The organism is Cronobacter sakazakii (genome assembly GCF_000982825.1).
Classification (GTDB): domain Bacteria; phylum Pseudomonadota; class Gammaproteobacteria; order Enterobacterales; family Enterobacteriaceae; genus Cronobacter; species Cronobacter sakazakii.
Genome location: NZ_CP011047.1, coordinates 1,116,596 through 1,139,232, shown reverse-complemented (window position 1 = coordinate 1,139,232; position 22,637 = coordinate 1,116,596). Strand labels below are relative to the sequence as shown.

Annotated in this window: 23 protein-coding genes; 8 read left to right on the top strand and 15 right to left on the bottom strand. The window is 60.5% G+C overall.

Annotation, left to right across the window (positions count from 1 at the left end):
* Window positions 1–27: 27 nt before the first annotated feature.
* From CSK29544_RS05320 to paoA, 5 genes are all read right to left on the bottom strand, one after another.
* On the bottom strand, window positions 28–606 hold the full coding sequence (locus tag CSK29544_RS05320; RefSeq protein WP_007895533.1) for a nucleotidyltransferase family protein: 579 nt from the start codon (window positions 604–606) through the stop codon (window positions 28–30).
* Complete coding sequence (locus CSK29544_RS05315) at window positions 606–1,541, bottom strand: XdhC family protein (RefSeq protein WP_007895531.1); 936 nt, start codon at window positions 1,539–1,541, stop codon at window positions 606–608. The genes CSK29544_RS05320 and CSK29544_RS05315 overlap by 1 nt, the downstream gene beginning before the upstream one ends.
* A gap of 70 nt (window positions 1,542–1,611) precedes the next feature.
* Window positions 1,612–3,810, bottom strand: a complete 2,199-nt coding sequence (gene paoC, locus CSK29544_RS05310) for an aldehyde oxidoreductase molybdenum-binding subunit PaoC (protein ID WP_007895528.1) — start codon at window positions 3,808–3,810, stop codon at window positions 1,612–1,614.
* Complete coding sequence (locus tag CSK29544_RS05305; RefSeq protein WP_007895524.1) at window positions 3,810–4,763, bottom strand: FAD binding domain-containing protein; 954 nt, start codon at window positions 4,761–4,763, stop codon at window positions 3,810–3,812. Before CSK29544_RS05305 ends, paoC begins: the two co-directional genes overlap by 1 nt.
* Window positions 4,760–5,338 carry an aldehyde dehydrogenase iron-sulfur subunit PaoA gene (gene paoA, locus CSK29544_RS05300; RefSeq protein ID WP_007895521.1) on the bottom strand — a complete coding sequence of 193 codons (579 nt, stop codon included), beginning with the start codon at window positions 5,336–5,338 and terminating at the stop codon, window positions 4,760–4,762. The genes CSK29544_RS05305 and paoA overlap by 4 nt, the downstream gene beginning before the upstream one ends.
* A gap of 194 nt (window positions 5,339–5,532) precedes the next feature.
* Here paoA and CSK29544_RS05295 point away from each other — a divergent pair, with 194 nt between their 5' ends.
* Window positions 5,533–6,582: a glycosyltransferase family 2 protein gene (locus tag CSK29544_RS05295; RefSeq protein WP_007895517.1), complete on the top strand. Its 1,050-nt coding sequence runs from the start codon at window positions 5,533–5,535 to the stop codon at window positions 6,580–6,582.
* A 9-nt stretch (window positions 6,583–6,591) separates the two neighbouring features.
* Here CSK29544_RS05295 and CSK29544_RS05290 read toward each other — a convergent pair whose 3' ends face one another.
* Window positions 6,592–7,494, bottom strand: coding sequence for a LysR family transcriptional regulator (locus CSK29544_RS05290; protein WP_007895514.1), 903 nt, complete (start codon window positions 7,492–7,494; stop codon window positions 6,592–6,594).
* Between the two features lie 218 nt (window positions 7,495–7,712).
* Between CSK29544_RS05290 and CSK29544_RS05285 the strand changes: the two genes are divergently transcribed.
* From CSK29544_RS05285 to CSK29544_RS05270, 4 genes are all read left to right on the top strand, one after another.
* Complete coding sequence (locus CSK29544_RS05285; RefSeq protein WP_007895512.1) at window positions 7,713–8,981, top strand: MFS transporter; 1,269 nt, start codon at window positions 7,713–7,715, stop codon at window positions 8,979–8,981.
* Between the two features lie 34 nt (window positions 8,982–9,015).
* Complete coding sequence (locus CSK29544_RS05280; protein ID WP_007895510.1) at window positions 9,016–10,062, top strand: NAD(P)-dependent alcohol dehydrogenase; 1,047 nt, start codon at window positions 9,016–9,018, stop codon at window positions 10,060–10,062.
* Between the two features lie 34 nt (window positions 10,063–10,096).
* A complete protein-coding gene (locus CSK29544_RS05275; RefSeq protein ID WP_007895508.1) occupies window positions 10,097–10,501 on the top strand; it encodes a (R)-mandelonitrile lyase in 405 nt (134 codons plus the stop codon).
* A 127-nt stretch (window positions 10,502–10,628) separates the two neighbouring features.
* Window positions 10,629–11,279: a CPBP family intramembrane glutamic endopeptidase gene (locus CSK29544_RS05270; protein ID WP_007895505.1), complete on the top strand. Its 651-nt coding sequence runs from the start codon at window positions 10,629–10,631 to the stop codon at window positions 11,277–11,279.
* Here CSK29544_RS05270 and CSK29544_RS05265 read toward each other — a convergent pair whose 3' ends face one another.
* Both CSK29544_RS05265 and hprR read right to left on the bottom strand, forming a co-directional pair.
* Window positions 11,280–12,641, bottom strand: coding sequence for a heavy metal sensor histidine kinase (locus CSK29544_RS05265; protein ID WP_029039185.1), 1,362 nt, complete (start codon window positions 12,639–12,641; stop codon window positions 11,280–11,282).
* Window positions 12,634–13,314, bottom strand: coding sequence for a response regulator transcription factor HprR (gene hprR / locus CSK29544_RS05260; protein WP_029039184.1), 681 nt, complete (start codon window positions 13,312–13,314; stop codon window positions 12,634–12,636). The genes CSK29544_RS05265 and hprR overlap by 8 nt, the downstream gene beginning before the upstream one ends.
* A gap of 135 nt (window positions 13,315–13,449) precedes the next feature.
* Between hprR and uraH the strand changes: the two genes are divergently transcribed.
* The gene (uraH, locus tag CSK29544_RS05255; RefSeq protein ID WP_007895493.1) at window positions 13,450–13,857 is read left to right on the top strand and encodes a hydroxyisourate hydrolase; all 408 of its coding nucleotides are present in this window, start codon (window positions 13,450–13,452) and stop codon (window positions 13,855–13,857) included.
* Here the strand turns inward: uraH and CSK29544_RS05250 are convergent.
* From CSK29544_RS05250 to cpxP, 7 genes are all read right to left on the bottom strand, one after another.
* A complete protein-coding gene (locus CSK29544_RS05250; RefSeq protein WP_007895488.1) occupies window positions 13,842–14,234 on the bottom strand; it encodes a hypothetical protein in 393 nt (130 codons plus the stop codon). The genes uraH and CSK29544_RS05250 overlap by 16 nt on opposite strands.
* A 23-nt stretch (window positions 14,235–14,257) precedes the next feature.
* Window positions 14,258–15,562, bottom strand: coding sequence for an SLC13 family permease (locus CSK29544_RS05245; protein ID WP_007895485.1), 1,305 nt, complete (start codon window positions 15,560–15,562; stop codon window positions 14,258–14,260).
* Window positions 15,563–15,620: 58 nt separating this feature from the next.
* On the bottom strand, window positions 15,621–16,388 hold the full coding sequence (locus tag CSK29544_RS05240) for a CDP-diacylglycerol diphosphatase (protein WP_007895482.1): 768 nt from the start codon (window positions 16,386–16,388) through the stop codon (window positions 15,621–15,623).
* A 104-nt stretch (window positions 16,389–16,492) separates the two neighbouring features.
* Entirely contained in the window at window positions 16,493–17,482 is a 990-nt protein-coding gene (locus CSK29544_RS05235) for a sulfate ABC transporter substrate-binding protein (protein ID WP_012126261.1), read from the bottom strand.
* Between the two features lie 165 nt (window positions 17,483–17,647).
* Window positions 17,648–18,610 carry a 6-phosphofructokinase gene (pfkA, locus tag CSK29544_RS05230; protein ID WP_004388500.1) on the bottom strand — a complete coding sequence of 321 codons (963 nt, stop codon included), beginning with the start codon at window positions 18,608–18,610 and terminating at the stop codon, window positions 17,648–17,650.
* A gap of 189 nt (window positions 18,611–18,799) precedes the next feature.
* A complete protein-coding gene (gene fieF / locus CSK29544_RS05225; protein ID WP_007867076.1) occupies window positions 18,800–19,702 on the bottom strand; it encodes a CDF family cation-efflux transporter FieF in 903 nt (300 codons plus the stop codon).
* Between the two features lie 177 nt (window positions 19,703–19,879).
* A complete protein-coding gene (gene cpxP, locus CSK29544_RS05220) occupies window positions 19,880–20,389 on the bottom strand; it encodes a cell-envelope stress modulator CpxP (protein WP_007895473.1) in 510 nt (169 codons plus the stop codon).
* Window positions 20,390–20,537: 148 nt separating this feature from the next.
* Here cpxP and cpxR point away from each other — a divergent pair, with 148 nt between their 5' ends.
* Window positions 20,538–21,236, top strand: a complete 699-nt coding sequence (cpxR, locus tag CSK29544_RS05215; RefSeq protein ID WP_007895453.1) for an envelope stress response regulator transcription factor CpxR — start codon at window positions 20,538–20,540, stop codon at window positions 21,234–21,236.
* Entirely contained in the window at window positions 21,233–22,606 is a 1,374-nt protein-coding gene (gene cpxA, locus CSK29544_RS05210) for an envelope stress sensor histidine kinase CpxA (protein WP_007779448.1), read from the top strand. The genes cpxR and cpxA overlap by 4 nt, the downstream gene beginning before the upstream one ends.
* The last annotated feature ends 31 nt before the right edge of the window (window positions 22,607–22,637 follow it).

Here is a 22,637-nt window from a genome sequence, read left to right as displayed (position 1 = left end):
GCGAAACGCCGTCAGATTTTACGCATTTCACCAGCGTGTTCGTAAAATCTGTACGGCGTTATTTTTATCGTGTTCCGCCGCTGCTAAATCCTCAGGCACATCGATATCCTGCACGATGCCCGGGTCGTTTAACGTAAGCGTCAACACATCTGCGCGCGCTCTTGCCGCCTGCACAACCGCTTTGGCGCCCTCATCGCCAGTAAGCCGGGCAAGAGAATCAAAATACTCACGCCGGAAGCCGACCGGGTGGCCGTGCCGCTGCTGGAAGTGCGGCACCACGACGGGCTTTTCATTCAGCGCCTGGGCTACGTGTTTCAACGACGCGGCCGTTATGAGCGGCAGATCGCCCGGCAGAATGAGCCAGCCAGCGGCGTCTGGCGTCGCCTTCAAGCCGAGCGCGATGGACTCGCCCATGCCACGGGTGCCGCCTTGCGGCCTGACCAGATGCCACGGCAGGCCAGAAGCTTGCGCCGCCGCCAGTACGTGTTGCAGCACCGGTTTGCCCGCCAGCAACGCCTCCAGCTTGTGCGTGGTTCCGCCGCCCGCGCGAAAGCGTTCACCCTTTCCGGCGGCGAGAATAATGATGACCGGCTGTGCTTCGGGCATCAGCCTGCGGCCTTACGGTTGAGTCGCGCCGCCGCAATATCAGCAAGAATCGACAGCGCCAGCGACTGCGCGTCGCGGGCTTTCGGGAAGATCCCGATCGGCGCTTTAATGCGGGCGATATCCTGCTCGCTAAAGCCCCGCTCGCGCAGCGCCACGGTGCGTGCGGCATGGGTGCGCTGGCTGCCGAGCGCGCCGATGTAAAACGGCGCGTCAGAAAGCGCCGCCTCAATTACCGGTAACTCGCGATCAAGATCGTGAAAAAGCACGATCACGGCGGTATCGGCGTCCATCTGCGCACAAGCAGTCTGCGGATTGACGCCGTCATTCATCAGCACGTCGTAACCTGCCGCCCGTGCGATTGTGGCGGTGGTCTCGGCCTCCACGGAGCGGCCAAAAATAATGACCTGCGTGCAGGGCGTGTAGCGCACGTCAAAGGCGTCGTCGCGCCAGCCGGTCTTTTGTACCGGCAGCACGCTTTGCAACGTCTGGGAGGAAGGGTGATAACGCAGCCCGGCCGCTTTGCGCTGCGAAAGGGCGTTCAGCACCGCCAGCAGCGGCGTCGCCTCACGTAACGGGTGGATCGCGAGCGTAATGCCGCCGCCACACGGCAGCACAATATCGAAATAGGGCGAGCCGTCGCCATATTTCACCAGGCGGTCTTCGCAGCAGGCGATCGCCTCCAGCGCCTCGAAAGCGGCGGCCGCCTCCACGCAGCCGCCGGAGACAAATCCGCAATATGCGCCATCGTCGCGCACGGCCATCTGCGCACCGAGCGCCCGTGACGAGGCGCCGCGGATCTCCACCAGCGTGACCAGCGCGGCGGCCATACCGGCGCGCAGCGCCTGCGCCGCAAAGCGCAAAATCGCGGTGCTGTCATCAGTCAGAAACGCCGCCTCAGGACGCGCCTGTTCTGTCAGCAGGGGTTGTTGCAGCACCTTTTTTCATCCTTCTGTTAAACGGCGATCGGGTGCGGCTGGCGACGCGTGGCCGCCAGCCGTCACGTCCTTATGCCATCTCTGGCAGCCCTTCAAGCAGCTTATCCAGCGTGATGGGGTAATCGCGCACGCGCACGCCGGTGGCGTTGTAAATCGCGTTCGCAATGGCGGCGCTGACGCCGCACAGGCCCAGCTCGCCCACGCCTTTAGCTTTCATCGGTGACGACACCGGGTCTGTGTCTTCCAGGAAAATCACCTCCTGCGTCGGGATATCGGCGTGAACCGGCACTTCATAGAGCGCCATGTCGTGATTAACGAAAAAGCCGCGCCGCGTATCGACGAACAGCTCTTCCATCAGCGCCCCGCCAAGCCCCATCGTCATCGCGCCAATGACCTGGCTGCGCGCGGTTTTCGGGTTGAGAATGCGCCCGGCGGCGCAGACCGCCAGCATCCGGCGCACGCGCACTTCGCCGGTGTTCGCCTCGACGGCCACTTCCACAAAATGTCCGGCGAAGGTCGACTGCTGGAACTGTTTATCGAGATCGCCATATTCCATGGTGTCTTCAACCGTCAGCGTGCCGTCAGCGGCGGCATCGGCGAGCGCCGCGATGCGCCCATCGCCCTGAATATTGCCATCGAAGAATTCAGCGCGGTTCGGGTCAAAACCAAGCTTATTGGCGACCGCTTCGCGCAGTTTGACGCACGCCGCGTACACGCCCGCCGTGGAGCTGTTCGCGCCCCACTGCCCGCCCGAGCCGGAAGAGATGGGGTAATCGGAATCGCCCAGGCGCACCGTCACTCGCTCCAGCGGCACGCCCATCATTTCAGCGGCGGTTTGCGCGATGATGGTATAGCTGCCGGTGCCGATATCCGTCATGTCCGTTTCCACGGTGACGTGGCCCTGCGCGTCCAGATGCACGCGCGCGCCCGATTTGGTCACCAGGTTATTACGAAACCCCGCTGCCATACCGAGCCCAATCAGCCAGTCGCCTTCGCGCACCTGCGCCGGTTGTGGGTTGCGCTGATGCCAGCCGAAATGCGCCGCCCCGGTTCGCAGACACTCCACCAGCTGGCGGCGCGAGAAAAAGCGCTCCGGGTGCGCCGGGTCGACTTGCGTGTCGTTGATAATGCGAAACTCCACCGGATCGATGCCAAGTTTTTCGGCCATCTCATCCATCGCGATCTCCAGCACCATCATGCCTGGCGCTTCGCCAGGCGCGCGCATGGAGTTGCCCTCGGGCAGATCCAGCTCCGCCAGCCGCAGCCCGGTGTGGCGGTTCGCGCCTGCGTAGAGCAGCTCCGTCTGGTTGGTCGCCGTCTCCGTCGGGCCGCCCGGCAGGTTGCCGGACCAGCTTTCATGGGCGATGGCCGTGATGCGCCCGTCGTTGTGCGCGCCGATGCGCACCCGCTGGATCGTGGCCGGGCGGTGGGTGGTGTTATTGGGAATAAAGGGGCGCGGCAGCATCACTTTCACAGGGCGTTGCGTTGCGCGGGCGCCGAGCGTCGCCAGCACCGCGTCGCTGCGCAAAAAGAGTTTGCTGCCAAAGCCGCCGCCGATAAACGGCGAACGCACGCGGATATTTTCAACAGGAATACCGAGCGTTTTGGCGAGATCGCCGCGCCACCAGTTAATCATCTGGCTGGACGTCCAGAGCGTGAGTTTATCGCCTTCCCACGTCGCCATGGACGCGTGCGGCTCCATCGCCATATGGCTTTGATCCGGCGTGGTGTACGTGGCATCGAGCTGCACGGCGGCGCTTTCAAAAGCGCTGTTAAAATCGCCAACGATTTTATCGGGCGTATCCTCCGGCGGCGTGGTCACCGACGGCTTTTCCTCCGCCAGATCGTAATGCCCCGGCGCTTCTTCATACTCCACGGTAATCAGTCCGGCCGCCGCGCGCGCTTGTTCGAACGTTTCCGCCACCACCAGCGCGATGGCCTGGTGATAGTGCTCGATGTCCGGGCCACCCAGCAGTGTTGCCGCGTTCATGTCGCCCTTACCGGGCAGGGCGGCGTTTTCCGCCGTCACCACGGCCAGCACGCCGGGCGCCTGTTGCGCCGCCTGGATATTCATCGCGACGATGCGCCCTTTGGCGATGGCGGAGCCTACCACGTGACCATAAGCGGCGTTCGGCGCTTCATCGTGCCACTCATAGGCGTAAGTGGCCTGGCCTGAGGTTTTCAGCGGGCCGTCGATACGATCGCGCGGCCGTCCGACCACTTTCTGCTGGTCGATCGGGTTTTCTGTTGCCGGTTTTTCAAATTTCATCAGCCTGCCCTCGCTTGTGTCAGTACCGAGGCGATGGTGCGTTTCGCCAGCACCAGCTTGAATGCGTTTTCCGCGGTCGGCTGCGCATCGGCGAATAGCGCGTCATACACCGCCTGCGCGCCGTGCGGAACCTGGGCATCCGCGGCATCGAGCCGCCAGGGTTTATGCGCCACGCCGCCCACCGCCACGCGCCCGGTGCCGTCCGGCTGCACAATCGCCGCCACCGACACCAGTGCAAACGCGTAAGAGGCGCGGTCGCGCACTTTGCGGTAGATATGCGCTCCACCCACCGGCGGCGGCAGGGTGACAGCCGTAATGAATTCGCCGGGCTCAAGCGCCGTTTCCAGATGCGGCGTATCGCCAGGCGCGCGGTAAAACTCCGCGACCGGAATACGGCGCGCCTGGCCGTTCGGGTTGATGGTTTCCACCACCGCGTCCAGCAGGCGCATGGCGACCGCCATATCGCTCGGGTGCGTGGCGATACAGGCGTCGCTCGCGCCTACCACGGCTAACTGGCGGCTGTAACCCTGCATGGCAGCGCAGCCGCTACCAGGCTGACGCTTATTGCACGCCTGGTTGGTATCGTAGAAATAGGGACAACGGGTGCGCTGCAAGAGATTCCCGGCGGTCGTCGCCCGGTTGCGTAACTGCCCGGACGCGCCGGCCAGCAGCGCGCGTGAGAGCACGGCGTAGTCGCGGCGCACGCGGTCATCTGCCGCCAGATCGGTGTTGCGCACCAGCGCGCCAATCCGCAAACCGCCGTTTTCTGTCGGCTCAATTGTATCCAGCGCGAGACCGTTAACGTCTATCAGATGTACCGGCGTTTCTATCTCCAGTTTCATCAGATCGAGCAAATTCGTGCCGCCCGCGATGAATTTTGCGCCCGGCGTGCGCTGCGCGCTGGCCGCCGCCTCTGCGGGCGTCGCGGCGCGCTCGTAAGTAAAAGCTTTCATGAGGATTCACTCCCGGCGACATCTTCGATCGCAGCAAGAATGTTGGCATACGCGCCGCAGCGGCAGATATTGCCGCTCATGCGCTCGCGAATTTCATCGGCGGTCATTTCGGGGGGCGAGACTAAATCGTGCGTCACATGGCTTGGAATGCCCGCTTCGATTTCCTTGAGCATCGCGACCGAGGAGCAGATCTGCCCCGGCGTGCAGTAGCCGCACTGAAAACCGTCATGCTCCACAAACGCCGCCTGCATCGGATGCAGGTTATCCGGCGTTCCCAGGCCCTCAATGGTCGTGACGTCGGCGTCCTGGTGCATTACCGCCAGCGTCAGGCACGAATTCACGCGCCGTCCGTCAATGATGACCGTACACGCGCCGCACTGGCCGTGATCGCAGCCTTTCTTGGTGCCCGTCAGCGCCAGATGCTCACGCAGCGCGTCCAGCAGCGTGGTGCGGGTGTCGACCTCCAACTGCCGGGTTTCGCCATTCACCGTCAGCCTCAGCGGGACATATTGCGGCGGCGGGCCGCCTGCATCGCGCAGATGCCCGTGGTGTGTTTCATCGCCGTGGTTGCTCATGCCAGGCCTCCAGTATTGTCAACGTGAAAAGAGTGTTGCCGCTACGATGCCGCGCGGCTTTTTTTATAACGGAGAGTTAATAATAGACGGCGCTGACGCGCTGGCAGGCGCCGCTAAAAAATTGCCGCCCGCCGCCGATACCTCTGGTATCGTGAATTCCCCCGAAGCCGCCTGAACCGCCTGAGCCTGACGCTATGATTTCCATCTGTATGATTGTGAAAAACGAGGCAAAGCATCTTGCCGATACCCTCGCCTCCGTCGCCGCGCATTTCGACGATATCGTGATTGTCGATACCGGATCGCAGGACGACACCAAAGCCGTTGCACAACGCTTTACCGACAAAGTGTATGACTTCGCGTGGGTGGATGATTTCGCGGCGGCGCGCAACGCCTCGCTGGCGTACGCCCGTTATGACTGGGTGCTGGTGATTGATGCCGATGAATCTATAACAGCGGTGGATATCCCGGCGCTACAGGCGCTTATCCATGCGCACCCGGAGGGCGTGGGGCGCGTGGAGCGAATTAACTATATTGACGAAGCCGAGGGCGTCACCACCCTGCGTGAGCGCGTGTCGCGCCTGTTCCCGAAGGCGCGTTATCACTATCAGGGCGTGATCCACGAGCAGGTGACGCCGCGCGAGAGCCACGCGCCGGGCGACATGTTCCCGGTGCCCGTGACGCTCGATCATGTCGGCTACAAAAAAGCGGTGTTGCAGGAGACGGATAAAATTACCCGCAACATTCGCCTGCTGGAGCGGGCATTGCAGACGCAGCCGGACGATCCGTATCTCTGGTTTCAGCTAGGCAAAAGCCATTTTCTCAAACGCGACTATGCCCCGGCGGCAGAGTCGTTTCGCAAGGCGCTGAGCTATGAACCGAACGTGGCGCTGGAGTATGTCGAAGAGATGGTCGAAACGCTGGGCTATGCGCTGATTAATCAGGGCGACTACGCGGCGGCCATGAGCATTCTTGATTACGAGCGCTGGTATACCTCCGCCGATTTTATGTTTCTTAAGGCGCTGATTCTGATGAATAACGGCCAGCTACAGGCGGCGGTAGACACCTTCTTACACTGCACCCGCATGCCGGAGAGCAGCAAAGCGGGCGTGACCAGTTTTAAGGCTTGGTACAACATCGGGGTGATCCTGGAAATCTCCGGCATGACGACAGAGGCGCAGGCCTGTTATACGCAGTGCGGCGATTACCCACCCGCGCAGGCAGGGCTGGCGCGGCTGAACGCCTGACGCACGTCTTTACCTTTTCCGATTGCCGGTCATTTTTAGGGCTTCGACCACCAGCGAAAAGGCAGGAGATGGCTGCTTTCTGCTGGGATAATAAAGGTAATAACCGGGAAACGGTGCGCACCACGCTTCAAGCACGCGCACCAGTTTTCCGTCTTTAAAATGGTCGTCAAACTCACCTTCTGGCAGAAAGGCGATGCCGAGTCCGTCCAGCGCGGCATGAACGATATGCGCAGCCGTATTGAAAATAAGCTTGCCCTCAACGCGCACATTCACCGGCCCGTCCTGCCCATCAAATTCCCAGACATACAGCCCGCCTCCGCTGGTCATACGCAAGTTAATGCAGTTGTGAGCCACCAAATCGTGCGGCGTTTCCGGCACCGGATGCGCCGCGAAGTAATCCGGCGAGGCGGCGGCAGCCATCCGCATGGGCGGGCTGATCGGCACGGCAATCATGTCTTTATCGATCGTACCGCCAAGCCGCACGCCTGCATCAAAGCGATCCGCGACGATATTGCGAAACCCATGGTTGGCATCAAATTCCATCTCGATATCCGGGTAATCGCGTAAGATCGGCGTAAGTTTTGGTAATAAGAGCGCATGTAGAACGTGTGGATCGCAGGTAATACGCACCTTACCCGCAGGCTTATCACGCAGCGCGCTCAGCATGTCGAGTTCTGCTTCGATTTCATCAAAACGGTTGCCGATCGCCTCCAGCAGGCGCTCGCCTGCGGTCGTGAGCGAAATGCTGCGCGTCGTGCGCGTCAGCTGACGCAGCTTTAGCCGGTTTTCCAGCCCGGCAATCGCCTGGCTTAACGCCGACTGCGTCACGCCTAGCTGCGCCGCAGCGCGGGTAAAACTGCCCTCGCGCGCAACGGTCACAAAAGAAAACAGATCGTTCAGGTTACGTTTCATCGCCCGGCTTCTCGCCTTGATTTATTAGTAATTCTAATAACGGTGTTCAGCATTCATTAGCTAGTCAGCCTGACACACCCGTGTAAAATTTTCATCAACAATCCGTTCTGCTCTCGCGGCGCAGGTTTACGCACCGCCTCTTTTTACGGAGCCAGAAACGCCGAACGCCCGTTCTGGCTCGTTTCCCGGCACCCGATAACACCAGGGTTTTCAGCCATGTGCCGCATTTTTACGGCGCCTGCGCTGGCGTGCGCGCTATGCAGCGCGTCGGACCACCCTCTATCACGCTACAGGGCCTGTTGAAGATGACAACGACAACACATGATGACACCCACCCGCGCGCGTACTGGAGCGGCGTGCTGGCAATGACGCTCTGCGCCTTTGCGCTGGTAGCCTCGGAATTTATGCCGGTGAGCCTGCTGACGCCGGTATCACAGGATTTAGGCGTCAGCGAAGGACTGGCGGGCCAGGGCATCGCGATTTCCGGCGCGCTGGCGGTACTGACCAGCCTGTTTCTGTCACGGCTCGCTGGCAATCTCAACCGCAAGACCTTGCTGCTGGGGCTGACGCTGCTGATGGCGCTGTCCGGCGGCGTCATCGCGCTCGCGCCCGATTACCTCACCTATATGGCGGGCCGCGCGCTGATTGGCGTAGCGATCGGCGGGTTCTGGTCGCTCAGCACCGCAACGGCGATTCGGCTGGTGCCGCGTCATCAGGTGCCACGCGCGCTGGCGATTTTCAACGGCGGCAATGCGCTGGCCACGGTTATCGCCGCCCCGCTCGGCAGCTGGCTCGGCGTGGTGATCGGCTGGCGCGGCGCGTTCTTCTGCCTCGCACCGATCGCGCTGTTCGCCTTTATCTGGCAATGGCGAAGCCTGCCTGCGATGCCTGCGCAGGGGCACAACGCGCGTGCTGGCGGCGCGCTGCGCCAGCCGCTGGTGATCGTGGGCATGGCGGCCTGCGGGATTTTCTTCATGGGCCAGTTCGCGCTCTTTACCTATGTGCGTCCGTTTCTGGAAACCGTCACGCGCGTCAGTGTCCCGACACTGTCGCTCATTCTGCTTGGCATTGGCACCGCCGGGTTTACCGGCACGCTGCTGATTAGTGGTGCGCTGCGCTCAGGCTTCTACCGGACGCTTATTGCTATCCCTTTTTTAATGGCGGCAATTGCCGTCGCGCTGACTGTCGTGGGCCACAGCGTATCGCTGGTTGCGGCACTGCTGTGCGGCTGGGGGCTTATCGCCACCGCAGCGCCCGTGGGCTGGTGGACATGGGTCGCCCGGACGCTGCCCGATAACGCCGAGGCGGGAGGCGGCCTGATGGTGGCAGTCGTTCAGCTTTCCATCGCGCTCGGCTCCACGCTCGGCGGGTTCGCTTTTGACCACAGCGGCTGGCGCAGCACGTTCTTTCTGAGCGCCGGGCTGTTGCTGCTGGCGGCGCTACTGACAACCATCACGTCAAAGCAGGATTTACATCCTGACATCTGAGCCGTAATCAGGCTGAACATTGAGGAGTTTCGTTATGCACATTAAGGCTATTGGCGCGCTTTCCGCCACTCAACCGCTTGAGCCGATGACGATTACCCGCCGCGAACCCGGCGAGCACGATGTGCAAATCGCCATCGCGTATTGCGGCGTTTGCCACTCGGATATTCATCAGGCGCGTGCCGAATGGGCGGGCACGTTATTTCCCTGCGTGCCGGGCCATGAAATCGTCGGTCGCGTCACTGCAATCGGCACGAAAGTGACCGGCTTTACGCCCGGCGATCTGGTGGGCGTCGGCTGCATCGTCGACAGCTGTAAATATTGCGAAGAGTGCGATGACGGGCTTGAGAATTACTGCGATCACATGATCGGCACCTATAACTTCCCGACGCCGGACGCGCCGGGCCATACGCTTGGCGGTTATTCACAGCAAATTGTCGTGCATGAGCGCTATGTGCTGCGCATCCGTCATCCGGAATCCCAGCTCGCCGCTGTCGCACCGTTACTGTGTGCAGGCATTACGACCTATTCGCCGCTGCGTCACTGGCAAGTTGGGCCAGGGAAAAAAGTGGGCATCGTCGGCATCGGCGGGCTTGGGCATATGGGTATCAAACTGGCGCACGTGATGGGCGCGCAGGTCGTGGCGTTTACCACATCAGAATCCAAACGCGACGCGGCGAAAGCGCTGGGCGCCGATGAAGTGGTGGTATCGCGTAACGCCAGTGAAATGCAGGCGCACGCCAAAAGCTTCGATTTCATCCTGAACACCGTGGCCGCGCCGCATAACCTGGATGCCTTCACTGCGCTTTTAAAACGCGACGGCACAATGACGCTGGTGGGCGCGCCCGCGTCGCCGCATCCGTCGCCGGAAGTCTTTAACCTGATTTTCAAACGCCGCGCTATCGCGGGATCGATGATTGGCGGCATCCCGGAAACGCAGGAAATGCTCGATTTTTGCGCCGAGCACCGTATCGTCGCCGACATTGAGCTTATCCGCGCCGATGAAATTAACGAGGCGTGGGAGCGCATGATCAAAGGCGATGTGAAATATCGCTTTGTCATCGACACCGCGACGCTGGCGTGAAAGACGCCTGTTCTCATGACTGAGGAGTTAAATTATGACGGATATTTATTATTGTGGTTCCCAGGCCTCTTACGCTGGCCCGGAAGACTGGTTTACCGGTACGGTGCGTGTCGATCCGCTTTTCCCGGCGAATGCCCCGGCGCGCGCTGGCGGTAATAGCGTCACATTTGAACCGGGTGCGCGAACCGCCTGGCATACGCATCCACTGGGCCAGACGCTGATCGTGACCGCAGGTTTCGGCTATGTGCAGACCTGGGGCGAGCCTGCTCGTGAAATTCGCCCCGGCGATGTGGTCTGGATCCCGCCGTATGAAAAACACTGGCATGGTGCCAGCCCGACTACGCCGCTGACGCATATCGCTATCCAGGAAGCGCAGGACGGCAGCGTGGTGGAGTGGCTTGAACATGTGTCCGACGAGCAGTACGGGGAGCGCGGGTAAGCCATCGTACAGGCCTGTGCCAAAAACGCAGGCCACCACAAAAAAGCTTATCGGCGGGGAAAGGCCAGGTATAATCCGCGGCAGCGGGAATGGCCCGCCCCCTTTCCTTAGCCACAAGGACGTCCCGATGAACGCGCCCGCCGACCGATTCCAACATACTCTGCTCTGTATTGCCGTCGGGCTGGCCTGGTTTATGCTGCCGCTGGTGGTGTCGATGCTGCCGGGCTATATGAGCATTTACCGCGCCGGGCTCGCCACGCCGCTGCTCTATTTCGTGTTCTGGCTGCCGTTCGCGCTGTTTTGCTGGCAGCGTTACCAGAGGCGCTTCGGCCTGCTGCCTGCGGGCGGGCTGAGCGTGCAGTCGCTGGTATGGCCGGGGCTGGCGCTGCTGGCGCTCTCTTTTATTCACGGGCTGTTCGGCAGACAAGAGCCGTGGAGCGCGACGCTTTCACAGATGTCATCCTTTAATCTTGCGCTGACGGCTATCTGCATCTGCCTGCTGGCACCTGTCGTGGAAGAAGTTATCTGCCGCGGCTTTTTGCTGAATGCGGGCATCGGCTGGGGGAAAACCGGCCAGACGGTCGCGATGGTCGGCACGTCGCTGTTTTTCGCCATCGGCCACGCGCAGTACCAGATGCCCACCACCTTCGTCTGGCTGTTTGTTTTCTCGATAATTCTCTGCCAGGTGCGTATTCACACCGGCAGCCTGCTGGCACCCATCGTCCTGCATTCGGCGACCAATATTATCGGCATGATGGCGGCGCTGAAGCTCGCCTGATCAGTCCGCCGGGAACCGCAGACGAAAGCGGTTCCAGCCCGCCTCATGGTCTACCGCCGTTTCGCCGCCGTGCAGGCGTGCAATGGCCTCTGTAAGCGCCAGCCCAAGCCCGGTGCCGGGCGTGTGGCGTGCGTTATCCCCGCGCCAGAAACGCATAAATAGCTTTTCCGCCTCCGCAATCGGCGCGCCCTGGTTGGCGACGCTGAGCACGGTTTCTCCGGCTTCCTGAACGGCGGTAATCCGCACCTCGCTGCCAACGGGCGCGTGGCGCAGTGCGTTGGTCAAAAGGTTAGTGAGTGCTCGCTGGAGGAGCAGACGATCGGCGAAAATATCACCCTGAGCCTGCACGTTAAACGTTATCTCCTGTTCTTCCGCCAGCGGCTCCAGAAAATCGGTCAGCTGATGGATAAACGGCTCAAGTGCCAGCCTTTCGCGCTTCAGCGCGATGTTTTGATGATCGGCGCGGGCGAGAAACAGAATGTTTTCAATCAGCCGGGTCATTTGCTCCAGCTCTTCGATATTCCCGGCCAGCAGGCTCTGATACTCCTGCACGCTGCGCGGGCGTTGCAGCGCGACCTGATTTTGCCCCAGCAAAATGTTAACCGGCGTGCGCAGTTCGTGGGCGAGATCGTCAGCAAAACGCGTCAGCCGCGCAAAATCCTCCGCCAGACGGTGACGCATGGTATTGAGCGCCTCGCCGAGCGGCAGCAGCTCGCGCGGCAGGGTTTCCAGGTTGAGCGGCTGTTGCAGCGTTTCGCTGCCAGTGCGGGCAGTGGCCTCGCTGAGACGGGCGATGGCGCGCAGGCCACGGCGGATAAGCCACGGGCTGAGCAGCGCGGCGGCGAGCGTCGCCAGCAGGCACACCATCAGGCTCTCCCGGCGATACTGGGCCAGCATCTGCGCGCGCTCCTGCGCCACGCGCGCCACGGTGATGATGAGCGGGCCGCGCGCATCGCTCGCCGTCAGCGCCAGCGCGCTGACATAGACGCCATCGGGCCGCTGCCAGCGGTGCAGCGCCTGCTCATTAACGCCGTGCCCCGGCGGCACGGGCGCAAGCGTCGGCAGCGCGACGCCCGCCTGGTTGATGTTCACCAGCGTCTCGCCCTCCGCGCGTTTTATCATTAGCAGATCCTGGCGGGTATCCAGCATCCTGTTGAAATAGAGCGGCAGCTGGCGCGGCTCGGCGCCGTCCGTCAGCAGTTGGCGCAGCTGTGAGGCGCGGTTCAGCAGCGTCTGGTCATCGCGCCAGAGAAGCTCGGCGCTTAACGAGCGGTAGAGCGACACGCCAGTGACGCCGCAGGCGAACGCCACCAGCAACGTGAAGATGAGCGTCAGGCGCAGCGTTAACGATGGGCTACGCATCGCTCTGCTCCGGCGCGTTAAGGCGATAACCCATGCCGCGCACGGTTTCTATCAGCTTGAGCGGGAACGAATCGTCGATTTTTTTGCGCAGGCGACGGATGGCGACATCCACCACGTTGGTTTCGCTGTCAAAGTTAATCCCCCAGACTTCGCTGGCAATCAGCGTGCGCGGCAAAATTTCCCCGACGCGGCTTGCCAGCAGCCACAGCAGCGTAAATTCCTGGCGGGTCAGCGCGATCCGCTCGCCGCCGCGGCTGGCGGCGTGACGCGCGGTATCAAGCGTCAGATCCGCCACCTGTAGCGTCGCGGCGGCAGGCGCATGGCGGCGCAATTGCGCCCGCACGCGCGCCAGCAGCTCGGCGAAGGAAAAGGGCTTCACCAGATAATCATCGGCCCCCAGCTCCAGCCCTTTCACGCGATCGCTTACCGCATCTCTGGCCGTCAGGCAGAGCACCGGCGTGGCTTTGGCGGTGCGCAGCGCGCGCAACACCTGCCAGCCGTCGAGCCCTGGCAGCATGATATCGAGGATAATCAGCGCGTAGTCTTGCTCCAGAGCCAGGTGCAGGCCATCGCGCCCGTCGGCGACAGCGTCCACCACCAGCCCCGCCTCCCGCAGCCCTTTTTCGAGCCACGCGCGGGTTTTGTCGTTGTCTTCAATCAGCAGCAGTTTCATGGCGACAGTCTCGCAAAGAACGCGGGCGCTGCCCAGCAGCGATGCGCAGGATGACAAAACTGTCATCTTCGTGTCAGGCGTTTTCGCCCGCGCGGGTGGCAGAATGAGTGCACAACCACTTAAGGAGGAATGATAATGAACCGTTTTCAAACGCTTGCCGCCGCTGCCCTTTTCGCCCTGCCGGGCCTCGCGCTTGCCGCGCCGGCGAATTTACTGAGCGTGCATGTACTGAATGAACAGACCGGCAAACCCGCGCCGGGCGTGGTGGTAAAACTGGAGAAAAAACAGGGGAATGCGTGGGAGCCGCTGAACCAGGCGACGACCGATAAAGATGGCCGCATTAAGGCGCTCTGGCCGGACGCGCCCGCTGCCGCAGGCGACTACCGCGTAATTTTTGAAACCGGCGATTACTTTGCCTCGCACAAGCAGTCCAGCTTCTTCCCGGAAGTGCCGGTGGTGTTCCATATCGATAACACCGACGAGCACTACCATGTGCCGCTGCTGCTGAGCCAGTACGGCTACTCCACCTATCGCGGCAGCTGAAAACCGGGCGGCGGGCAGCAGAGAATATTGCCGAGAAAGACGAGCAGCGGCGAGGATTCGGTCTCGCCGTAGTAGTCCACATCGGGCAGCGCGTACAGGAAGCGGATCTCGCTGACGCTGCGCTCGCACAGCTGCTCCCCCGCCGCGCGGGTTAAAAACGCGAAGTGCGGGTCGAGCGCCGGGTTATGCGGGTGTATCGACCCTTTTTCGCCAGGCGTCGCGCCGTACCAGAGCGCGATCGCGTCGTCGGCGTACCCCTGCGCGAAGCCGAAATCCTGCAAAAAATGGCGCTCGCAGCCGGGCGCGGGCAGCGCCTCCCGCAGCGCCTGTACGTCGTCCGTCGTGGAATACCAGACCGCAAAATGCATCGTCGCCATAATGGCCTCCGCGTCGTGTTGCTTCAGAGTTTACCCAACAGCCGGAACCAGCCGTAATCGAGCGGCAACAGGAAAAGAAAGGTGACTATCGCCAGCGCCAGGCAGAGCTTCATGCCCGCGCGCGCCGGAACATTGCCGAGCGCCATCGCCACCACGATGGGCGACGCCTGATACGGCAACAGCGGCGTGGAATATCCCAGTACCTGAATCATGATGGTCGAGAGTAGCGGGAAACCAGTGCTGCGCGAAAAGCTCTCCGCAAGCGTGGTATAGAGCGCCGGAACGCCGTTGGCCGTCATGATGAAGTTAAGCGCCGTCGTGATGCCGGTGAGCGCGGCGAAACTGGTAAAGGGACGCGCCGGATCGAGCGGCATGACCTGCATCAGCGCCGCGCCGACCGCGTTACCTATGCCCGTGTGGGTCACGGTGGTCGCCAGCCCCAGAATGCCCGCCACGTAGATGCAGGTGCGCATGTTGACGCCGCTTGCGAACTCATCGCCAGTGATAAACCCGACGCGCGGCAAAAGCGTGATAACCGCCGCCGCAAGCCCCGTCCACGCCGGGCCGATGCCGTGCCAGCTTTCTGTAACCCACAGCGCCAGCACCACCAGCAGCAGCCAGCCGAGGCGCTTTTCCGCGCGGCTCATCGGCGTCGCGGCGGGCAGCTCGCGCGGCGGCTGCGGCTTGCCGGGGAAGAACCAGCAAATAAGGGCAATCAGCACCGCGCCCTTGAGCAGCCCCAGCACCGGCGTGTGCAGCAGCAGATACGGCAGATAGTTGAGATGGATGCCGAAGGAGCCTTCCGCCGCGCCGCTCATCACCAGGTTCGGCACGTTGGCGGGCAAAATGGTGGCAGAGAGCTGGAACGTGCCAAAGCCCACCGCCAGCGCCAGGCCGTACCAGCCGCGGGTGTTTTCTTCGATACCGGCGCGTTTCGCCATCGCCGCCACGACGGGCATCAGCAGCGCGATGCGCCCCATGTTCGACGGCATGACGAACGCCAGCGCATAGCTGAGCAGCACCACGCTCGCTACCATTTGCCACCAGGAATCGGTCAGCCGCGCCGACAGCGCCCGCGCTGCCCGGTCCGCAAGCCCCGTTTTACGGATAGCCACGCCCAGCACGAAACCGCTGAACACCAGCCAGAACGCCGACGACGCAAAACCGCCGAACAGAACTTCCGGCGGCGCGATTTTGGCTATCATCGCCACCGCGAAAAAGAGCAGCGCCGTGATGAATTCCGGCAGCAGGGACGTCGCCCAGAGAACGATGGTCAGCAGAATAATGAGTGAAGGTAAGAGCAGCGGGTGCGCAAGCCAGACGGACATACCTGTCTCCTGATGAAATTTTCAGCAAGTCTACGGCGCACCTGCCGTTAAGTAAATGTTATGACGTGCCTTCGTGAAGCAGCGCGCAGTCGTGATCCTGAAGCTCTTCGCTGTGCGCCAGATTGAATTGCAATAACTGACGCTGCGTGGCGAGCAGGACAAACGAGCCATCCTTGAGCGGTGCCAGCGCCAGCGAATAGCGCCCCATGTGCTCACGCGCTTGCGGCACCTCTTCCGCCAGCATCATGAATGGCGAGCGGCGTGACAGCTCTTCGCCGGAAACACGGCGCGCTAAATAGTCGTGACCGCGCAGACTGCCCGGAAACGGCTGCCAGCGGCTGCCGATGGCGTTCATCGCGGCATCAAGCTGCGCGCGTACATCCGGGCGCAGGCAGGAAATATGGATGTGAAAATGATTCTGGGAGCGGCCCATCCTGGAGTTGATGGTCAGTGAAACCGCGCTGTCGGGCACCGGGCTACCGCGTTTTTCGCTCATCCAGCGACGCGCCTGCCATGCCTGCCAGAAAAAGTTGGGCGTGTTATCGGAAAGCAGGAGCGGGCTTTCGATGCCGTTGATTTTCCACGTCGGCATCAGCAGATATTGCAGCGGGCCGTTGATATCTTTCAGGACGACATAAACCGCCGGGAGATTGACCTGGGCGCAAGGGGCCGGATCCTGGCGCTCGCGCTCGCCGGGCAGACACTGCTGCATAACGATGTGTCTTAACGCGTCCGGATCGTGTGGAAAGAGATATCGCCACGCCACCAGCGTGGTTAATGCCAGTACTGCGATAAGCGCGACGGTGATCAATAGCGCTCGTTTCATGCGTCTCCCCTGTTAACGCTGAAAACGCAAAGGGTAGCGTAAAACGGGACGAAGCGGGGGTTTATTACGGAGGAAAGCTGGCCACATCCGTGTGGCCGGGGTATTTAACGCTGGCTTATCTGATCGAACGTGCCGCCGTTCGCAAAGTGCGTTTGCTGCGCTTTGGTCCAGCCGCCGAATACGTCATCAATGGTGAACAGTTTCAGTTTCGGGAAGGTGCTTTCATATTTCGCGGCGACTTGCGCATCGCGCGGGCGATAGAAGTTTTTCGCGGCGATCTCCTGGCCTTCCGGCGAGTAGAGGTATTTCAGGTAGGCTTCCGCCACCGCCTGGGTGCCCTTCTCCTGCGCCACTTTATCGACGACCGAAACAGTCGGCTCGGCGAGGATAGATTCACTCGGCGTCACGATTTCAAATTTGTCTTTGCCAAGCTCATTGGCGGCCAGCAGCGCCTCATTTTCCCAGGCGATCAGCACATCGCCGATGCCGCGCTCAACAAAGGTGTTAGTCGCGCCGCGTGCGCCGGAATCGAGCACTTCGACGTTTTTATACAGCGCCTTGACGAATTCCTGAGCTTTGGCCTGATCGCCGTTGTTGTGATGCAGCGCGTAACCCCAGGCCGCCAGATAGTTCCAGCGCGCGCCGCCGGAGCTTTTCGGGTTCGGCGTGATGACCGACACGCCCGGCTTCACCAGATCGTTCCAGTCTTTGATTTGCTTCGGATTGCCTTTGCGAACGAGGAACACGATGGTGGAGGTGTACGGCGCGGAGTTATCCGGCAGGCGTTTGATCCAGTTTTTATCAATGCGACCGCGCTCGGCGATCGCGTCCACGTCATAGGCCAGCGCCAGCGTCACGACATCCGCCTTGATACCGTTAATGACCGAAGTCGCCTGCTTGCCGGAGCCGCCATGCGACTGGCGGACCACGACATTATCGCCGGTCTCTTTTTTCCAGTGCGCGCTGAACGCTTTGTTGTACTGCTCATAGAATTCGCGCGTCGGATCGTAAGAGACGTTTAACAACTGCACGTCTTTCGCCAGTACGCTTGCCGAAGCCAACAGTAAAGTAATGCCCACGCCCCACTTGTTCATCGCACGCTCTCTTTAAATTTTCAGATGTGAATTTCGATAAAAGCAGCGTGCCAGAAAGCGCGGCGCGGACTAAAGAATAAAAAAAAATTGGCTATAACTTTGGGGAATAACGCAGAGTAAAACAACGCCCGGGCGCATTAGCATACCGGGCGTTTACCGAGAGGCTTAGTAGAGCTTTTTCGCGCACTCCAGCCAGTCGCCTTTGAACGGACGCTTCATGTTTTCGATAGCGTCGATGATGTCGTGATGCACCATTTTTTCGTTCTGGATGCCGACGCAACGGCCGCCGTGGCCCTGCAGCAGCAGTTCGATGGCATAAGCGCCCATACGGGATGCCAGGATACGGTCATAAGGCACCGGCGAGCCGCCGCGCTGGATATGGCCGAGCACCGTCGCGCGGGTTTCGCGTTTGGTTTCGGTTTCGATGTATTTCGCCAGCTCGTCGATGTCGCAGATGTGCTCGGTGATCGCAACAATAGCGTGTTTTTTACCTTTCGCGATGCCGGCTTTGATTTCTGCCACCAGATCTTCGCGGTTGAACTCCACTTCCGGCAGAACGATAAATTCGCAACCGCCTGCGATGGCCGCCGCCAGGGTCAGGTCGCCGCAGTAACGACCCATCACTTCCACAATGGAAATACGCTGGTGGGAAGAAGAGGTGTCGCGCAGACGGTCAATCGCCTCAACCACGGTGTGCAGCGCGGTGAAGTAACCGATGGTGTAATCGGTGCCTGCGACGTCGTTATCGATGGTGCCCGGCAGGCCGATGCACGGGAAGCCCATTTCGGTCAGGCGTTTAGCACCCATGTAGGAGCCGTCGCCGCCGATGACCACCAGCGCGTCGATACCGCGTTTCTTCATGTTCTCGATAGCCACGGCACGGATATGTTCTTCGCGGAATTCCGGGAAGCGCGCGGAACCGAGGAAGGTGCCGCCGCGGTTGATCATGTCGGAAACGCTGTAGCGGTCGAGCTGGATCATGCGGTCTTCATACAGGCCAAGATAGCCGTCGTAAACGCCGAACACTTCCAGACCTTCCGTCAGCGCCGCGCGGACAACACCGCGGATGGCGGCGTTCATGCCTGGCGCATCACCGCCACTCGTCAACACACCGATTTTCTTAATCATGACTACCTCTGAACGTAGAATGCAAAAGGAATACTTTCGCCGGAAACCGCCTGCGCAAGCGCGACAGGTGATCGACTATTGCTGCAAATAGTATATCAACAGCTTCCTGCTGAATTGATTCAGGTCAGCCCGCGTGGGGGTGATATATACAAAAAATGCCTGACCGAACCACGCCTTTACAACGAATGCTTAGTGCTCAAATTGCCCTTGCTGGAAACGCGGAACGACTGAGCATGGGTCCTGATGAATAATGACGTCCGACCCCGGAAACCGGGACAGGATCGCCTGCTCCACCTGTTCGGCGATAAGATGCGCCTGAACCAGCGGCAGGTTGTCTTCCATTTCAAGATGAAGCTGGATAAAGCGGGTCGGCCCTGACTGCCGCGTGCGCAGATCGTGTGCGCCACGAACGCCGGGCCAGGCGGCGACAATGTCGACTATGGCCTGTCGCTCGTCATCGGGGAGAGCCCGGTCGAGCAGCGACTGTATCGCTTCATAGCCCATCCGTAACGCACTATATAAAATCCAGACGCCAATCCCGAGCGCGAACAGCGCGTCGGCGCGGTGCAGGCCATACCAGGAGAGGGCCAGCGCCACCAGAATAGCGCCGTTCATCATAACATCAGACTGATAATGAAGCATATCCGCCCGCACCGCCTGGCTGCGGGTTTTACGCACCACCCAGCGCTGAAATGTGACTAACATCAGCGTGGTAATAAGCGCGGCCACCGTCACGACAATGCCGACCAGCGGCGCACGCATCGGCTCCGGCGTAATCAGATGCTGAATGCCGGTCAGGAAAAGAAACAGCGCCGAGCCGGAAATAAACATGCTTTGCGCGAGCGCCGCCAGCGATTCCGCTTTTCCGTGACCAAACGTGTGTTCTTCATCGGCAGGCTGAAGCGAATAGCGCACCACTAAAAGATTGGTCAGCGACGCGGCGATATCCACCAGCGAATCCACCAGAGCGGCAAGAATGCTGACAGAGCCGGTATACCACCAGGCGAAAATTTTAATGATAAGCAGTAATGTTGCCACAAGCGTTGCGGCCAGCGCCGCCCGGCTCACCAGACGGCCATAATCATGATTCATAATGACTCCTGCGAAGGCATGTTGCCAGTATAACTAACCGTTCGCTGGAGTTTGATGAAATTCGTCTGACGCATGAAGGCAGTGAACGTTACAGCACCGTGAAAAAAGGGCAAAAAAAACCCCCACATCATGTGGGGGAAGACAGGGATGGTGTCTATGGCAAGGAAAACAGGGTTGTTACTGGTTACTACTACGGGTACTGCTACTTAAAAGCGGCAGCGCGGACTGGCGCTGCATCTGCGCAACCTCACGGAACTGTTCCATGCGTTGCTGATGTTTCTTGTTCAAAACCGCTTGCTGCTCGGGCGTTAAGAGGCGATACATCTGGTTTCTTACCTTCGCCATTTCGACCTGACGAGCCACTTGCTCCTGGGCCATTTTTTCCGCCTGAGCGCGCACAGCGTTTTCATCAAAATTTTCTGCGGTGACCAGCCTGTGCATGGCCTCCATTTCGCTAACATTAACAGGGGGCTGCTCATGCCGCGCTCGCTGCATCAAATCGCGCATTTGCTGGCGCTGATGCTCTGTTAAGTTAATACCATCAAACATATGGCTCTGCACACTGTTGCGCTGCGTCAGCATGTCCGCCGGATGCCAGCTTTCGTCCGTCGGGAGCGATGCTGCCTGGCTGGTTAACGCACCGACAGCCAGCGTTGAGGCCATGACGGCGGCGGTAACTTTGCGCATCACTGACTCCTGGAAACTTATGTGCTGCGGTTCAACGAAATCCAGTCTACGATTCGGGCTGCAAACATGCGTCAGGGGGTGTAAAACAACGTAAAGTCATGGATTAGCGCGCCTTGATGACGTAATTTCTGCCTCGGAGGTACTGAAAATGAATAAAATCCTGTTAGTTGATGATGACCGCGAGCTGACGTCCCTGTTAAAGGAATTGCTCGACATGGAAGGGTTTAACGTCCTCGTAGCCCATGATGGCGAACAGGCGCTTGACCTCCTGGATGACAGCATCGACCTGCTTTTGCTCGACGTGATGATGCCGAAGAAAAACGGCATTGATACTTTGAAAGAGCTTCGCCAGACACACCAGACACCCGTCATTATGTTGACCGCGCGCGGCAGCGAGCTGGATCGCGTACTCGGCCTTGAGCTGGGCGCGGATGATTACCTGCCAAAACCGTTTAACGACCGCGAACTCGTGGCCCGTATTCGCGCCATTTTGCGCCGCTCGCACTGGAGCGAACAGCAGCAGAACAGCGATAACGGCTCGCCAACGCTGGAAGTGGACGCGCTCTGCTTAAACCCGGGCCGCCAGGAAGCGAGCTTCGATGGCCAAACGCTGGAACTCACCGGTACCGAATTCACCCTGCTCTATTTGCTCGCGCAGCATCTGGGCCAGGTGGTATCGCGCGAACATTTAAGCCAGGAAGTGCTCGGCAAACGCCTTACGCCGTTCGATCGCGCGATCGACATGCACATTTCTAACCTGCGTCGTAAATTGCCGGAGCGCAAAGACGGCCACCCGTGGTTTAAAACCCTGCGCGGACGCGGCTATCTGATGGTTTCCGCTTCATGATAGGCAGCCTTACCGCCCGCATCTTCGCCATTTTCTGGCTGACGCTGGCGCTGGTATTAATGCTGGTGCTGATGCTGCCTAAGCTCGACAGTCGTCAGATGACGGAACTGCTGGAGAGCGAGCAGCGTCAGGGCACGATGATTGAGCAGCACGTCGAGGCTGAGCTGGCGGGCGACCCGCCCAACGATCTGATGTGGTGGCGGCGGCTGTTCCGCGCTATCGACAAGTGGGCGCCGCCGGGGCAGCGGCTGCTGCTGGTTACCAGCGAAGGGCGCGTGATCGGCGCTGAGCGCAATGAAATGCAGATCATTCGCAACTTTATCGGTCAGTCTGATAACTCCGATCATCCGCAGAAGAAAAAATATGGCCGCGTGGAGCTGGTCGGGCCGTTTTCCGTGCGCGACGGCGAAGATAATTACCAGTTGTACCTGATCCGCCCGGCGAGCAATTCGCAGTCCGATTTTATCAACCTGCTGTTCGACCGCCCGCTGCTACTGCTGATCGTCACAATGCTGGTCAGCTCGCCGCTGCTGCTGTGGCTGGCGTGGAGCCTGGCGCGCCCGGCACGTAAGCTTAAAAACGCCGCCGATGAAGTGGCTCAGGGCAACCTGCGCCAGCACCCGGAACTGGAAGCCGGGCCGCAGGAGTTTATCGCCGCAGGCGCGAGTTTTAACCAGATGGTGACGGCGCTGGAGCGCATGATGACGACCCAGCAACGACTGCTCTCTGATATCTCCCACGAACTGCGCACGCCGCTTACGCGTCTGCAACTGGGCACCGCGCTGCTGCGCCGCCGCAGCGGAGAGAGCAAAGAGCTTGAGCGCATCGAAACCGAGGCGCACCGGCTCGACAGCATGATTAACGATCTGCTGGTGATGTCGCGTAACCAGCAGAAAAACGCGCTGGTGAGCGAGACCATGAAAGCGAACCAGATCTGGGGCGAAGTCCTTGATAACGCCGCGTTTGAAGCCGAGCAGATGGGTAAATCATTTGAAGTGACGTATCCGCCTGGCCCGTGGCTGCTTTATGGCAACCCGAACGCGCTGGAAAGCGCGCTGGAGAATATCGTGCGCAACGCGCTGCGCTACTCGCACAGCAAGATTTCCGTGAGTTTTGCCGTGGATAAAGAAGGGATTACGATTAATGTCGATGATGACGGTCCGGGCGTCAGCCAGGCCGATCGGGAACAGATTTTCCGGCCGTTCTATCGCACTGACGAGGCGCGCGACCGCGAATCCGGTGGTACGGGTCTCGGCCTCGCTATCGTAGAAACCGCCGTTCAGCAGCATCGCGGCTGGGTGAAGGCAGACGACAGTCCGCTGGGCGGCTTGCGCCTGACGCTCTGGTTGCCGCTTTATCACCGATCCTGAGGTCGCCCTCCCCCTGCGGGAGGGCGTGGTT